The sequence below is a fragment of the Roseivirga spongicola genome (assembly GCF_034376045.1).
GTDB classification, from domain to species: Bacteria; Bacteroidota; Bacteroidia; order Cytophagales; family Cyclobacteriaceae; genus Roseivirga; species Roseivirga spongicola.
This window is the reverse complement of sequence record NZ_CP139724.1, coordinates 869,991-883,114: the sequence shown is the minus strand read 5'-3', so window position 1 is coordinate 883,114 and position 13,124 is coordinate 869,991. Positions and strand designations below refer to the sequence as shown.

General features: G+C 39.2%; 16 protein-coding genes and 1 tRNA gene. 7 read left to right on the top strand and 10 right to left on the bottom strand.

Annotation, left to right across the window (positions count from 1 at the left end; all coding sequences use genetic code 11):
• Positions 1 to 77: 77 nt before the first annotated feature.
• The 3 genes from T7867_RS03975 (at position 78) to T7867_RS03965 (ending at position 2,748) form a co-directional block, all read left to right on the top strand.
• Complete coding sequence (locus tag T7867_RS03975) at positions 78 to 914, top strand: N-acetylglucosamine kinase (RefSeq protein ID WP_068216003.1); 837 nt, start codon at positions 78 to 80, stop codon at positions 912 to 914.
• Between the two features lie 449 nt (positions 915 to 1,363).
• Positions 1,364 to 2,170 (top strand): N-acetylmuramic acid 6-phosphate etherase, encoded by an 807-nt coding sequence (gene murQ, locus T7867_RS03970; protein WP_068216001.1) that lies wholly within the window; start codon positions 1,364 to 1,366, stop codon positions 2,168 to 2,170.
• Positions 2,171 to 2,175: 5 nt separating this feature from the next.
• Positions 2,176 to 2,748, top strand: a complete 573-nt coding sequence (locus tag T7867_RS03965) for a hypothetical protein (protein ID WP_068215999.1) — start codon at positions 2,176 to 2,178, stop codon at positions 2,746 to 2,748.
• A 23-nt stretch (positions 2,749 to 2,771) separates the two neighbouring features.
• On the opposite strand, the gene T7867_RS03960 is transcribed toward T7867_RS03965, so the two are convergent.
• Positions 2,772 to 3,371, bottom strand: a complete 600-nt coding sequence (locus tag T7867_RS03960) for a SprT-like domain-containing protein (RefSeq protein ID WP_068215997.1) — start codon at positions 3,369 to 3,371, stop codon at positions 2,772 to 2,774.
• On the opposite strand from T7867_RS03960, the gene T7867_RS03955 reads away from it, so the two are divergent.
• Positions 3,370 to 4,029: a hypothetical protein gene (locus T7867_RS03955; RefSeq protein ID WP_068215995.1), complete on the top strand. Its 660-nt coding sequence runs from the start codon at positions 3,370 to 3,372 to the stop codon at positions 4,027 to 4,029. The genes T7867_RS03960 and T7867_RS03955 overlap by 2 nt on opposite strands.
• Positions 4,030 to 4,042: 13 nt before the next feature.
• Here the strand turns inward: T7867_RS03955 and der are convergent, their stop codons facing one another.
• Genes der through era form a run of 3 tightly spaced genes read right to left on the bottom strand, consistent with a single transcriptional unit; the run spans position 4,043 to position 6,642 of the window.
• On the bottom strand, positions 4,043 to 5,350 hold the full coding sequence (der, locus tag T7867_RS03950; protein WP_068215994.1) for a ribosome biogenesis GTPase Der: 1,308 nt from the start codon (positions 5,348 to 5,350) through the stop codon (positions 4,043 to 4,045).
• A gap of 19 nt (positions 5,351 to 5,369) precedes the next feature.
• On the bottom strand, positions 5,370 to 5,729 hold the full coding sequence (locus T7867_RS03945) for a four helix bundle protein (protein WP_068218396.1): 360 nt from the start codon (positions 5,727 to 5,729) through the stop codon (positions 5,370 to 5,372).
• A 25-nt stretch (positions 5,730 to 5,754) separates the two neighbouring features.
• On the bottom strand, positions 5,755 to 6,642 hold the full coding sequence (gene era / locus T7867_RS03940) for a GTPase Era (RefSeq protein WP_068215992.1): 888 nt from the start codon (positions 6,640 to 6,642) through the stop codon (positions 5,755 to 5,757).
• Positions 6,643 to 6,733: 91 nt separating this feature from the next.
• On the opposite strand from era, the gene T7867_RS03935 reads away from it, so the two are divergent.
• Together T7867_RS03935 and T7867_RS03930 are read left to right on the top strand one after the other, a co-directional pair.
• Positions 6,734 to 6,806 (top strand) — tRNA-Met (locus T7867_RS03935).
• Positions 6,807 to 7,112: 306 nt separating this feature from the next.
• Positions 7,113 to 8,540, top strand: a complete 1,428-nt coding sequence (locus tag T7867_RS03930) for a hypothetical protein (RefSeq protein WP_157717489.1) — start codon at positions 7,113 to 7,115, stop codon at positions 8,538 to 8,540.
• A 41-nt stretch (positions 8,541 to 8,581) separates the two neighbouring features.
• Here T7867_RS03930 and T7867_RS03925 read toward each other — a convergent pair whose 3' ends face one another.
• The 4 genes from T7867_RS03925 to T7867_RS03910 all read right to left on the bottom strand — a co-directional run bounded on the left by T7867_RS03925 (position 8,582) and on the right by T7867_RS03910 (position 10,014).
• Positions 8,582 to 9,115, bottom strand: coding sequence for a hypothetical protein (locus T7867_RS03925; protein ID WP_068215989.1), 534 nt, complete (start codon positions 9,113 to 9,115; stop codon positions 8,582 to 8,584).
• Between the two features lie 2 nt (positions 9,116 to 9,117).
• The gene (locus T7867_RS03920; RefSeq protein WP_068215987.1) at positions 9,118 to 9,453 is read right to left on the bottom strand and encodes a hypothetical protein; all 336 of its coding nucleotides are present in this window, start codon (positions 9,451 to 9,453) and stop codon (positions 9,118 to 9,120) included.
• A complete protein-coding gene (locus tag T7867_RS03915; protein WP_157717488.1) occupies positions 9,450 to 9,677 on the bottom strand; it encodes a hypothetical protein in 228 nt (75 codons plus the stop codon). Before T7867_RS03915 ends, T7867_RS03920 begins: the two co-directional genes overlap by 4 nt.
• A 169-nt stretch (positions 9,678 to 9,846) precedes the next feature.
• Positions 9,847 to 10,014 carry a hypothetical protein gene (locus T7867_RS03910; RefSeq protein ID WP_157717487.1) on the bottom strand — a complete coding sequence of 56 codons (168 nt, stop codon included), beginning with the start codon at positions 10,012 to 10,014 and terminating at the stop codon, positions 9,847 to 9,849.
• Between the two features lie 100 nt (positions 10,015 to 10,114).
• On the opposite strand from T7867_RS03910, the gene T7867_RS03905 reads away from it, so the two are divergent.
• A complete protein-coding gene (locus T7867_RS03905; protein ID WP_068215984.1) occupies positions 10,115 to 11,176 on the top strand; it encodes a tyrosine-type recombinase/integrase in 1,062 nt (353 codons plus the stop codon).
• Here T7867_RS03905 and T7867_RS03900 read toward each other — a convergent pair.
• Together T7867_RS03900 and T7867_RS03895 are read right to left on the bottom strand one after the other, a co-directional pair.
• Positions 11,163 to 11,423, bottom strand: a complete 261-nt coding sequence (locus T7867_RS03900) for a pyocin activator PrtN family protein (RefSeq protein WP_068215982.1) — start codon at positions 11,421 to 11,423, stop codon at positions 11,163 to 11,165. The genes T7867_RS03905 and T7867_RS03900 overlap by 14 nt on opposite strands.
• 612 nt (positions 11,424 to 12,035) lie before the next feature.
• On the bottom strand, positions 12,036 to 13,124 hold the full coding sequence (locus tag T7867_RS03895) for a hypothetical protein (RefSeq protein ID WP_068215970.1): 1,089 nt from the start codon (positions 13,122 to 13,124) through the stop codon (positions 12,036 to 12,038).

Below are 13,124 nucleotides of genomic sequence, written 5' to 3'. Positions count from 1 at the left end.
AGGTAAGTATAACTAAAAAGACCTTCATATTTAAATGTCACTTTTGATTCAATACATTTGTGTCTACACGATTAAATATGAGCCCAATTCTTATTGCCGACAGCGGCTTTACAAAAACCGATTGGAGACTTATTTCCTCCGATGGAAAAATTAAACAAGCGCGTACCCTTGGCATTAACCCCTATTATCAAACTGAAGAAGAAATACTGGAGGTGATTGAAGATCTCTATCGTCAGCTGCCCGAAAGTATAGACCAAATCTATTTCTATGGTACTGGCTGCTCTTCTGGAACCAATCGAGAAAAAATCGCTCGACTGATTGCCAAATATTATCCAGTAGCCAAAATTGATGTAAACCATGACTTGCTGGCCGCAGCTCGTTCGCTGTGCGGAGATGAAGCTGGTATTGCCTGTATCATCGGTACAGGAACTAACTCCTGCTTATATGACGGCACTAAGATCACTCACAATGTACCTTCTCTAGGTTGGGCTATTGCCGATGAAGGTGGAGGGACATACCTAGGTAAAATGCTAGTCACTGATTATTACCGAAAGGATATGCCAGTTCACTTAAGAGAAATTTTTAAAGAGACTTTCGGCCTGACAAAAGACAAATTCCTGACTCACATTTATCAGGAACCTATGCCAGGGCGTTTTTTAGCCAGCTTCGCGAAGTTTATTGGTCAGCATATAAATGAGCCTTATATGCATAAATTGGTAGCCACTGGTTTCGATACTTTCATAACCAAAAATGTGATGAAGTACGAAGGTTATGATAAACTTCCCGTTCACTTTACCGGCTCAGTAGCGTATTACTTCAGCAATGTGTTAAGGCAAGTTGCTCAAGACAAAGGCATTTATGTAAAGCACATTTCAGAGTACCCAATTGCGGGTTTGACTTTGTTTCATAAGTGAGTATTGGGTATTTGGTAGGGAGTATTGAGGCGCTAACCACCCCCTAAATGGTATTGGCTGTTTGGTTTACAGACTCTGTGGCTTCCGTTCAAAACTTCAAGGCGACCACCCCTAGCCCCTCCTGGCCAGGAGGGGAATTAGATCTGTTACTTCATTACGAAAAGTACTTCGGTGTATTCAATTCCAAGGCTGACTACGTTTCATAAGTATGTATTGGCTATTGAAAAGGGAGTATTGAGATACTGACCATCTCTAAATAGTACTGACCGTTATGGTGGTGTATAGAAGCTCAATAGTTTCCGATCAAAACCTCTAGGCTTGCAGATACTTACTCCCCTCCTGGCCAGGAGGGGTATGGGGGTGGTCGCTTTCAAGTCGGTTGAATTCAAAGAATAGGTTCAGATATTCAATGGCAAGTCTTAAGTTTGAACCGCAAAACCCATTAGCCCATGAACGTTACCGAGTCGGAATCAAATCATAATCATCTGGAGCAAATGTCAGTGAAGGAATTGCTGACCAATATTAACCGAGAAGATCAATCTGTGCCGTTAGCGGTTGAGAAGGTAATTCCTCAGATTGAAGCACTTGTGAAAGAGATTGTACCAAGAATGGAAAAGGGCGGAAGACTCTTCTACATTGGAGCGGGTACTAGCGGCCGACTTGGTGTGGTAGACGCATCTGAATGTCCTCCAACTTACGGGGTTGAGCATGGAATGGTAGTAGGGATTATAGCCGGAGGCGATGGCGCCATTCGCAAGGCGGTTGAGTTTGCCGAAGACGATGAAAATCAGGCCTGGAAAGATCTTCAGGAATATATGATCAATCATAAAGATACTGTGATTGGTATAGCTGCTTCTGGAGGGACTCCATACGTAATTGGCGGGGTGAAAAAGGCTAAACAGAATGGCATTCTTACAGGCTGTATTACTTGTAATCCAGACTCTGCTTTGGCTTGGGAGGTTGATTATCCTATCGAACCGATTGTAGGGCCTGAGTTTGTAACAGGAAGCACCAGAATGAAGGCCGGAACGGCACAAAAGCTTGTGCTGAACATGCTTTCAACTGCCGTAATGATTCAACTAGGAAGAGTAGAAGGCAACAGAATGGTTGATATGCAGCTTTCAAACAACAAACTGGTAGACCGTGGCGCCAAGATGGTTATGGAAATGTTGCAAGTTGATTACAAAACTGCGGAACAGTTGCTTAGGAAACATGGTTCAGTTAGGAAAGTGATTGACCATATCAAAAATTCCTAATCAGTTTGCATCAAATAGAACCCTATTATTCTTGGCTTAAATATTACAACGTAGCGAATGACCCAAACTCTCCTTATGATGGTAAGGAGTACAACTACGAATTATATTCCGAAACCATTTATGGCTATTACATAGACCCAGCTTGGGATTTTATGGGTTCGGAAACCTTGTTCATTAAAATCCTGTATGTCGATTACAACAAAGGTTTCATCATCATAGAGTTTATTGGTGAATGGAACGATGCGCTGAATAATGACATCATGCATTTTAAACGCAATATCATCGATCACTTCAACAGTTTTGGGATAGACAAGTACATCTTAATTGGTGAGAATATTCTCAACTTCCATGGCTCAGACGATAGTTACTACGAAGAGTGGTTCGATGATATGGAAGACGGGTGGATTACCGCCATTGGGTTCCGAGATTTCGTTATCGAGGAAATGAAGAACTACGAAATCGATAGCTACATCAACTTTGGAGGCGATTTAGATGTGATTGAATGGAGAACACTCAAACCTTCCGTTCTTTTCGATCGAATCAACTCAATTATCAGTAGAAGAATTGGGTTGGTGTAATTGTAGACACGATTTAACAGTAATTATTCAATCTCTACCATTAATGGGACAAGGTATCGCTTCTGATCCTTGAGGTCGAGGCATAGGGCTCTTGTTCTTTTTACTTCTAGTTTACGAAAAGATCTGCCTCTGAAGCTAAACTCTTCGTTGATGGCTAGCTGAGCCAAGGTAATTCCTCCAGAATCATCATCGAATTTCCTGAGGGCGTTTATTAAAGTAATGTCTGCAGCAGCGCTAGCCTTTGGGTTTTTCATGTGTTTGGCCAAAGCCCTCAGTACTGGCTCTGGAAAAACCTCAGGTCGAAGCATGGGTAACATCAACCTCCTAAATTCATTCTTCCAATGAGGGCCGTGTGGGGCTTGTTTTCGATGTTGCTCATGAACCCTTCTGTGTGCAACTTCATGTATATATGTTATCAGAAATTGAAAAGGGTGGAGGTCTTCATTTACCGTAATGGTGTGCGACTTCGCTCTCGGATCAAATCGGTAGTCGCCTAGTTTAGTAGCTCTCTTTTTGGAGATTTTAAAATGAAACGGAGCTTCTTCAAAGAGTTGAATGCAATAAGCTAAGGCACTCTCTGGCACTTTTCTTGATATTAATCGGACAAAAAACTGCTTCTCCATGTGTCGATTTCTCCTGCTTCCCTTCCTTTTTATCAGTATTTCTGCAAACGCCCAATGGTTCAGTCGCCTTACCCTAGAAACAGATGCCTATGGTATAGGAAATATTGATCGCTCGAAAATAACGCAAATCTATGTAGATGAAACTGGCTTGAACGAAAACCTTGCCTTGTTGCCATATATTCAAAAAATCAGACTCAGGTTGTACGACCTGGGATTCTCTATTTCCAGAACGAAGTCATCGGCCAAATTCATTCTTAAGTTCGATGTGTTTACGAGCGAGCCAATCATAAAGGCAAGAGAGAGTTCTTATACCTTAAGAGGGGAGGAGCAAACCATTGAAAGAAAGAATAGCGAGGGGAAAACAGAAACGATTACAATAAAGGGTGAGGATAGGTCAATCCCGATTATTGAAGAAGATATTTACTTCGAAAAGGTTATGAGGATGAAGCTATATCAGCGGAATAACAATAGGCTAATCTGGCAGGCCGAAAGCGGTATCGAAAATAAAATAGATTCACATGCTAATTACGCACACCTTTTAGTTTACGAACCTCTGAGGTATTTTCTGAAGACAACTCCGACACATCCAGTCAAGAATGCTTATGGAAGAAGGCACAGAAGAATCATTGCGGAAATGTTCTCTGTGCCTAAATACTAAACTTTAAGTGTCTCTATTTTTTTCTGAAGACAAGCTTTATTGGCGTTCCTTCGAAATCGAAGTGCTCTCTGATTTTATTCTCCAAGTAAGCCTCATAAGGAGCCTTAATGTACTGCGGTAAATTACAGAAGAAGGCAATGGTAGGAGATGCTGTTGGCAACTGAGTGATGTACTTAATTTTTACATATTTACCCTTAATTGCTGGTGGCGGATACCTTTCGATCTCTGGTAAAATAGCATCGTTCAGTTGAGAAGTAGTTACCTTGCGATGTCTATTTTCGTGTACTTTCACAGCCAATTCAATGGCTTGGAAAATACGTTTCTTCTCAGTTACAGAAGTAAACATTTTCGGAATCCAAGTGAGCTGACCTAGCTTCTCGTCTATCTCTTCTACAAACTGCTTCATGGTATTGGTTTCCTTTTCAATAAGGTCCCATTTATTCACCATAAGCATAATTCCCTTCTTGTACTTCAGCGCCAAGCTTATGAGGTTCATGTCTTGAGCTTCTAGCCCTCTGGTGGCATCAATCATAATGATGCAGACATCTGAGTCTTGCAGCGATTGTAGTGCCCGCATTACTGAGTAGAACTCAATATCTTCATGCACCTTAGATTTCTTGCGAATTCCTGCGGTATCAGTAAGAATAAAATCCTTTCCGAAAAGCTTATAATGCGTGTTGATGGAGTCTCGGGTAGTACCAGCAACATCGGTAACAATGGTTCTTTCTTTTCCTAAAAGCGCATTGACGAAGGAAGACTTACCAGCATTCGGTCTACCGAGGATGGCAATTCTTGGAATGTCTCCATCAGGATCTTCAATGCCGTCATCTTCAAAATGCTTAACTACTTCGTCTAGAATTTCTCCCGTTCCCGATCCATTAGAAGCAGACATAGGAAATACATCTCCAATGCCTAAGCCATAAAACTCATGAGATTGGTAAGACCATTCAGCGGTATCCGCTTTATTGGCCACTATGTAAACAGGCTTTTTTAGTCCTCTAACTACTTTGGCAAAATCTTTATCTAAGTCAGTAAGCCCATCATGACAGTCGGTCATAAATAGTATAACCGAAGCCTCATTCATGGCTTCTACAACTTGGCTCCTGATAGCGCCTTCAAACACATCGTCCGACCCAGTGACATACCCTCCAGTATCTATTACCGTAAAGTGTTTGCCTGTCCACTGACCGTAGCCGTAATGTCTGTCGCGGGTTACCCCACTTTCATTATCCATGATGGCCTGTCTTTTCTCTACCAAACGGTTAAAGAATGTCGATTTACCCACATTTGGGCGGCCTACTATCGCTATTATATTTGCCATATCTTAATTCAATTAGAAATTAGGAATTACGAATTTTCAATGTCTTCGTAATAGCACCTAAAATCTTTAGTACTTCTTCTGAGTCGTTAAGAAGTTCATCGAGGGTTTGCACATCCATCATTTCTGCTGCTTTCATTACTTTCAACCAGTATTTTGTTTCCCTGGCTTCTTTGTATGAAAGGTTAACCTTAAATTGGAAATCATTGGGAGAATATCCTCCGATAGCCTCTTCAATGTTAGCTCCAATAGATGTTGCACTTCTTAGTAACTGCCCTGTAATTTCAAATTCTTTTTCTTGCTTTCGAAAGGCCCTAACTGCCTTCACAACTTTTACCGCAAGCTCAAAGCTCTTTTCCTGAATGATATTGGTGTGTGCCATATTGATAATTATTAATTCGTAATTTCTAATTACTATACCCAAACCCTTTCAGTTTCAGCTCTTTCTTTCTCCAATCTTGCTCAACTTTTACAAAGGTCTCTAAATGCACCTGTTTTCCGAAGAACTTCTCTAATTCTTCACGTGCTTGAATACCTACTTTCTTAATGGCTTCTCCTCTGTGGCCAATCACAATGCCTTTCTGGCTCTTGCGCTCTACATAAATGTCTGACATAATGCGGATAATCTTCTCGTCTTCCTTAAAAGTATGGGTGACTACCTCGCAGCTGTAAGGAATCTCTTTTTTGTAGTTGAGGAAAATTTTCTCTCGGATGATCTCATTCACGAAGAACCTTTCTGGTTTATCCGTAAGTTCATCTTTTGGGAAATAAGCTTCATGCTCTGGCAGCAGGTCTATAATTTTTGAGAAGAGCTCTTGAATGTTTAGCTTTTCTAATGCCGAAACCATTATTTCAGCATCGAAATCGAACATTTCTTTCCAGTAAGCTATTTTATCTTCAGCCTGAGAGCCTTTGGCCAAGTCTACCTTGTTCATAACAAGGATTGTTGGAATTTTAATGTCTTTTAAAAAGTCTAGCTGTTTTTCACCATCGTACTTTTCATAGAGATCGGTAACGAATAGAAGAACGTCAGCATCTTCGAATGAGCTGTTCACAAAGCTCATCATGGTCTCGTGAAGTTTGTATTCAGGCTTTAAAATTCCGGGGGTATCAGAATAAATTACCTGAAAATTTTCTCCGCTCAAAATTCCCATAATTCTGTGTCGGGTAGTCTGTGCTTTGGAAGTGATGATGCTAAGTCGCTCACCCACAAGGGCATTCATAAGCGTTGACTTTCCGACATTCGGTTTTCCGATAATGCTGATGAATCCGGCTTTATGTGATTTTTCTGACATTCTTAAAATTATGTAGCAAAGGTACTTGTTTAGAATGAAAATGTCACTACATTTGTAGCCCAGTTCGGAAATCGTCTGAACTTGTACACATCGCGGGATGGAGCAGTTGGTAGCTCGTTGGGCTCATAACCCAAAGGTCGCAGGTTCGAGTCCTGCTCCCGCTACTTAATAATCAAGGGGTTACATTAGAAATGTAACCCTTTTTTGTTTGTCACTAAAACATACCTAAAACAAATAGGTGCGTTAAGTACTTAAAATGTACTTTCGCTTTGATTAATAGCCTAGTAGTTGATGGCCGTACGCTTCCAAAATAACGTAACTTCCGCAAGAAAATCAGCTTAATTTGTCCTTGGGCTATATCATCATTTCAAATATTTAAAATGTCGGATCACGTTGAACAAGGAGGGCGAGCGTTTTGTCCTGCCGATCTAGAGTGGGAGTTTTCTGATTTTCCTGTTAAGCTTTCTGAGTTGGAATTTGAAAAGTCGGATTGGGGATATAACTCAGGTGCTTGGATAGAAATATCAAGAACTCAAAATTTCCGATTTAGCGCGAGAATTTTTGGAAATGTACAGGATGTTCAAAAACTCAATGAAGCTGATTTTGTTGGAAGTAGTAATGTCATCAATGGCCAAAGGTTATTCGGAAAGGATGAAGAAGGAAATGGATTTCACCTGAGCCAGTGTTGTCTGACCAACTTCACAATCTCATCAGTAAACTTGCATACTGAGGGTGCTTTTGTCCAAAGTGAATTGGAGATAAAATCTGTTGAGATAGATTTTGTTCGTCCAAGCAAAATCACCAAGGAAAAGAATCAAATCAGGCTTGATTGGTTTATTTGCTCAAGTATTCCAGCCAATTTTTCTGGGCAAACGATTCGCAGTCTACTTCTAGAAAATAAAAAGATACGAATTGGAGTTGACAGCTTTGAGGACACTCCTAGAAATTACATTAATAGCAGTATCTCTAAAGACTTTATCAAATACTCACAGAATGACCTAGAATTTCTCGTTGCCAAAGTACCTCGGGACATATTGAAATCAACCTGGTCAGGGATTTGCTTGGAATTCAGGGGGGACATTGGCAATGTTTCAAGTAACTTGATTATAGGGGTAGAGAATTTAATATCTTTCCTTTTGGGAAACAGAGTTCACTATCTCGGGCACAGTATTCTTGAAGATAATAAACTCTTGAATGCTCGGTTGATTAGTGTCTCAGGGATTACAAGTGAGTGCTCAATTGAATCGATGCCTCCTATACGGTTTAATCTTCAATATGATTGGGGCAACTTCGGGATACTTCTGAATCAGTTACTTCCTGAGTATTTGCTAAAAAGAGATATTCTGGCATTGGATGCTGTATTAGAAAGATATTGGACCTTCTTTGATTTACCGCTTGGAGCTAATTTACCAGTTCTATCAAGTGCCTTAGAAATACTTGCAGAAAAGTATTTAAAAACAATCGATCATGTTAAAACTGAATATATCAATCGGGCTTTGTATCAAGAACTTATTGAGGAAGGCCTCAGTTTGATCGCGGATAAAATTGTGAGTTTTGAAGGCGCTGACATTGTATTGAGTAAAATAAAAAATGCCCACAGGAAAGGGCCTAATGAAAAAATGACACTCTTTTATTCTTTGATTGGTATCACTCTGAAAGGAATGGAGAAGAAAGCATTGCAGCTTCGAAATCAGATGGCTCATGGGATTCCTGATTACTCACTGGATAAAAAAGTCCAAGAACACCTTATCCTCACTAGAGTTTACCAAGTGTTATTCAACAAGACCATTCTACAAATTTTAGGCTACCGAGATTATTATATTGACTATAGTATTCAGAAAAGCCCTGTGAAGAATATGTCAGTAAGTGTAGGAGAGAAATCAGGAGCTAAGATTTAAAGTAACCTTCAAGTTAATTTTGAGAAGGCTATTTTAAACGACTATTTATGCTTGTCAAGATTGTCTTCTTCATTAATTATGGGTGTAATTTCCCCAAACTGATCATCTAATCTTCCAAATAGAGCTACAAAATACCCTGTTAATCCGTTAACACTCCATATGAGAAGAGGTATACAGGCAAGGCCTATGGCACTTACATTGATTACCCCGAAGTCTTTGAAATACTCAATTTCAAAGAATAATTGGCTAAATAAGCCTCTAATCAATCTGAGCACCGAAGCAATCACAATTCCATAAGACAATGTATTAAGAGGTGGGTCAATTAGAGGTCCAAAAACCTTCATAAAAAAATTAAGGTCTTTAGGCTGTTTGTTTTTGGCGAAGTAAAATGAATAGAACAAGCCAATAATCAATGAACAAGCCATGACAATATAATACGTCCCCTCGTAATCCAGCCCATTCTTTATCATATTTAGAAAGTAAGACTGTATATCATTATCCACGATAAGAATAATGGTTGAACCTAAAACCATTAAAAATAAAAGCCCTCGTTTAGTCTGTGAGTTAAGCTTCATCCCTAGATGCTATGGTTAAAAAAATTCACCTTCTTAATTTCTTCCCTGTCTGACGAGCTTCCAATTGCTGCTCCTATGCTCCCACCTATCAAGATACCTGCAGGACCTCCCAATATGCCAATCAAACCACCTACTATACCTCCAGCAACAGAAGAGATAGCTTCAGACTCAGCCTTGACTTCATTAACGGAAAATACTCCTGTAACACCACATTGAGCACAACTCAGATGAAACCTGTCGCTACCCAATAATCTCCTTAACTCACTTCTATTCTCAGCAGATTTATTTAGATATATTTTCTGGCCACAGCTTGCACAAGGTTCAACGTATAATTTCATAGCCCTTTCAAATCACGGTATATACCTTCCAAAACCTGATCTTCATTAACTTCATTTTTCCCCCAGGTAATAATCTGAGAAGGGCTCGAAGATTGAACAACAACAGATGTTTTGTTCCCTAAATCTTTAAAGATTAAAGAAACATCTTCACCCCAGCCAAAAAACGAAGTTTTTGTAGAGGCTATAATCGTACCCCGTTTTTCATCCACTTCTTCAATGGTCATAGACAGCTTATTTAATGCTCTTTTTGCAGAGTGGAATACTCTATTGTAGGTGTATTCAAAATCCTTAGATTTCAATTTAATATTGCTTTATTTCTTAAATATATGGGATTGGCAGGAAAAAATGAGACTGATGATCTAGTCTAATTCAATATAAATTAACTAATAATGCCTACATATTGCCTACAGCATTTTTAAAGCTGTTTATTATCAATGAGTTATTTTGAGAATTTGTCCAATCCATCATAGGGGCAACGGAAATATGCTTGTGCTTTGGATTTCCTTCTAAAGTGCAGGAATACTGGAGTTTTTGAGCTTTTTCGTTCTTATCCGTTTTCATACATTTTCACACATTTTAGTACATTTTCTTGACAATTTGCCTACATATTGCCTACAGTAGGCAATGTAATAACCGCTAATTGAGGAAGGAAAATTAGCTAGTGCCGTACTTTAGTGTTTCTCCTCGAAATGGTAAATATTGTTGTCAGGTTAGATGGGTTCAACCAGAAAGTGATGAGCGCAAATCCAAAAACAAGACCTTTAAAAATAAAGCATCCGCAAAAGCATGGGGGAAGCTTCAGGTTGATCTGATTGAAAGGAGCATTTCCCAAGGTCAAGACTTCTCAAACAATCATACATCATTATTACTTCTTAGAGACTTATTGGAAAAATATCTATCTGATGAACACATTGGTATGGGTCGTTCTAAAAGATACTCTTTAGAAGCAATCAAAGAATTTGATATAGCGAACACAAAGCTTTCAAATCTTAAACCAAAGCATATCGTGGATTTTTGTAAGGAAAGAAAATCGGGTGGTGCATCTCCAGCAACTATTGCATGTGACATAAGCCATATAAGAGCGGTTTTGCGATCTGCAAAGGCGCTATATGAGATTGACGTTAGTACCTCATCAATCGTTGAGGCAATGCCAACACTACGAATTCTTGGATTAATTGGGAAGTCAAACATTAGAACAAGAAGGCCGTCAAACAACGAGCTTAAAAAGCTCAGAAAAGGATTAGCCGCAAGGCAGGGTCACACTTATTCAACTATACCCTTCACAGACATTCTGGACTTCTCAATTCTCTCATGTATGAGAATATCTGAGGTGTGTTCGATTGTATGGGAAGATTTGAATGTTGAAGAAAGCTGGGTTTGGGTGCGCAATAGAAAAGACCCCAGGAAGAAAATTGGCAATCACATGAAAGTGCCTCTCTTAGGAGATGCGCTTAAAATCGTACTAAGACAGAAAAGAAATAAAAAGGACAATAGAATCTTCCCATACAATCCCCGTTCTGTAACGGCTGGATTTCAGAGAGTAAGGAATGATCTGAAAATTTCAGACTTACGTTATCATGATTTGAGAAGAGAGGGGGCTTCTAGGCTATTTGAATTAGGCTATTCTGTTGATCAGGTAGCGCAAGTAACCGGCCATAAAGATTTGAACACCTTATGGCGAATTTACACTGACTTAAATCCCGATCGCCTCATTCTGAAATAACTCCAACCCATTCTTTCTTTGCCTCAATTGAGTTTGTCTCAATGAATCTAGCCAAGTCTTGGATGTTTATCATCCAAGGTAACTTTTGTGATGAACCAAGTCTAAAGGCTGGAATGGGTAGGGTTCCAGACTTGGCCTTTTGCTTTGCAGTGTTCTTGCTGCAGCCAAAATATTCTTGGCATATTCTGTCTAGAGGAATTATTGGTGATTCAAACTTCATCAACAACATTAGTTCCAATTTATTCATCTCAAGACCTCCATATTTGTTGTAGGACTATAATCCTAATTGAGGGTAATGTCAATGAAGTGTCCTTTGTTTGTTCTAAATAGGCTTATCCATGGGCTTAAAGGTGAAAGCACCCTTGATTTAACCAACCCTCTGATTGGTACATTGTCTAGTGTCCTGATCAGGCAATAATCATGTTATGGGTGTTTAATTTAATGATTCTATGCTTAGTATGAGTTTTTGAAATACGTACAATATTGGTGTATAATTAGAAATAAACTGAATTCATTTCTAATTAGGGAGAGTTTGAATATTCAACATTTTTAATCGAAAGGCTCGTTTATCGAAAAGTGACCGTCTTTGTCTTTTTGAAGAAGGAAGTTGGCATAGTGTTATTTATGAGAAGAGAATGAATGAGCTGACTCTTGAAGAGTTTAATAAAATACAGGGCCTAGTTACTCGCCTTTCCTTTCCCATCAAAAGGCTAGATAAAAACAGAAATTCTGGCGATCAAATCTATATATTGAAGGTGGCTGGTCGAGACAAACCAAATCATGAAGGAAGAGAAATTTATACTTCTTCCGCTTTTTCACCCATGCCCAAAGCCTTGATGGAACTAATAAACATCATGGGTTAAATGACTTTCTGATCGTTGAAAACAAAAGTACCATAACATCTATGTTTATAAAGGTGGCGTTGCCTTAAACTTTTGGATGCAATTATCCTTCCTTCCTCTGAAGTTTGTCTGACCTTTGCCCGATCCTCTAAATCAAACTGAATATCCAGGTTCAATCTATCCCAGGCTTTCATAACATTTTGGGCTGAGAAAAACATTGTATCTGCAAGTTTCTGCCTGTCCTTGACTAAAAAGTGATGCCCAATATGATTTATCAAGTGGTCCAATATATAGATAAACCGGTGGAGCGGAGACATATGTAGCTGATTTCTAGCACGGCTAACATGCTGAAGATGGAAGATCGCTATAATGCAGGTAGAAACAAGCGAGGCTTTATGGTAAATATTATCAAAGTCAAGATCACACATCTCTACATAGTCTCTATTGACTTCAGTGAAGATGTCTTCGATGAGTAAACTGGAAGCCAGTATATCAGCCTCATATTCCCATATTTTATGCATGGTCAATGGATCCTTTTTCATAGCAAGACTCAACCTTAAATCTTTGAAAATCTTACTTATGCTAAAAGATGTATCCGTGTCTAAGTGATCTGAGGTCAAGTGACAAAGTTCATGATAACCAATAAATGGTAAAGCGAATGACGCTGAGTGAAATGCAATATTTCTTTGTATCTCGTTTTTGGGTAACGTATCATATATTAAGCTTGGGATTTCTAAAGAAAAGCTTCTTTTGCCTGGGAATTTGATTAGAAGGCCTTGTGATTTGATTCGCTCCAAAACATCATTATCGATACCCTCATCTACTCCTGATATCAAATAATCTTGCACAAGGTGATTAAAGTAGTAATGAAGTGCAACGGGATAGCAGGGACTTATTCCAATATCAATTTCTTTGCTTTTTTTACGATGAACAATTTGTGCGTGTAGATCCGTTCTATCCGAATAGAAAGCGTTCACTTTTATTGAAAATGAGGGGTTTTCCTTGCCTATATAAAACAGCTTTTGATTTATGGCTGCCAATTGGTCTTCATAATACTCTTTGACCTCTGCGGGCAGTTCGGCCAAGACAAAGGGACGGTTAGCCAT

Bases quoted from the DNA above. Each gene is read 5' to 3' on its own strand.
- T7867_RS03925 (WP_068215989.1), bottom strand. From the start codon at position 9,115: ATGAAGCTTAACTCACAGACTAAACGAGGGCTTTTATTTTTAATGGTT.
- T7867_RS03895 (WP_068215970.1), bottom strand. From the start codon at position 13,124: ATGGCTAACCGTCCCTTTGTCTTGGCCGAACTGCCCGCAGAGGTCAAA.
- T7867_RS03920 (WP_068215987.1), bottom strand. From the start codon at position 9,453: ATGAAATTATACGTTGAACCTTGTGCAAGCTGTGGCCAGAAAATATAT.
- T7867_RS03945 (WP_068218396.1), bottom strand. From the start codon at position 5,729: ATGGCACACACCAATATCATTCAGGAAAAGAGCTTTGAGCTTGCGGTA.
- T7867_RS03955 (WP_068215995.1), top strand. From the start codon at position 3,370: ATGTGTCGATTTCTCCTGCTTCCCTTCCTTTTTATCAGTATTTCTGCA.
- T7867_RS03975 (WP_068216003.1), top strand. From the start codon at position 78: ATGAGCCCAATTCTTATTGCCGACAGCGGCTTTACAAAAACCGATTGG.
- T7867_RS03960 (WP_068215997.1), bottom strand. From the start codon at position 3,371: ATGGAGAAGCAGTTTTTTGTCCGATTAATATCAAGAAAAGTGCCAGAG.
- der (WP_068215994.1), bottom strand. From the start codon at position 5,350: ATGGCAAATATAATAGCGATAGTAGGCCGCCCAAATGTGGGTAAATCG.
- T7867_RS03910 (WP_157717487.1), bottom strand. From the start codon at position 10,014: ATGAAAACGGATAAGAACGAAAAAGCTCAAAAACTCCAGTATTCCTGC.
- T7867_RS03900 (WP_068215982.1), bottom strand. From the start codon at position 11,423: ATGAATAAATTGGAACTAATGTTGTTGATGAAGTTTGAATCACCAATA.
- murQ (WP_068216001.1), top strand. From the start codon at position 1,364: ATGAACGTTACCGAGTCGGAATCAAATCATAATCATCTGGAGCAAATG.
- era (WP_068215992.1), bottom strand. From the start codon at position 6,642: ATGTCAGAAAAATCACATAAAGCCGGATTCATCAGCATTATCGGAAAA.
- T7867_RS03915 (WP_157717488.1), bottom strand. From the start codon at position 9,677: ATGACCATTGAAGAAGTGGATGAAAAACGGGGTACGATTATAGCCTCT.